Here is a 301-nt window from a genome sequence, read left to right on the forward strand (position 1 = left end):
GCACCTGAAGCTGCCGCACTACGTCGACTTCCAGGCCGAGCTGGAACTGGTTCGCCGGCTACGCGCCGAATTCGAGCGGAAATCCGAACCCGTCGAGATACAGGAGGCCGCGGAATGAGCGAAACGGCGATACCGGCTTCATTCCCCTCCCCCTTGCAGGGAGGGGTCGGGGGTGGGGGTGGTGCAGACGGCACCGTAGCGGTCGATCCTGCACTACCCCCACCCCCGGCTCCTCCCCGCAAGGGGGAGGAGAGGGGCGACACGGGCTCCGGCTACAACTTCGCCTATCTCGACGAGGGCA

Annotated in this window: 1 pseudogene; it reads left to right on the forward strand. The window is 66.8% G+C overall.

From position 1 onward, the window contains the following. Positions 1–118: pseudogene (locus MKK69_RS10110) on the forward strand (carbon-phosphorus lyase complex subunit PhnI); the annotation flags it as partial. Between the last annotated feature and the right edge of the window lie 183 nt (positions 119–301).

It is taken from the genome of Methylobacterium sp. J-026 (assembly GCF_022829585.1).
In the GTDB taxonomy this organism is placed as follows: domain Bacteria; phylum Pseudomonadota; class Alphaproteobacteria; order Rhizobiales; family Beijerinckiaceae; genus Methylobacterium.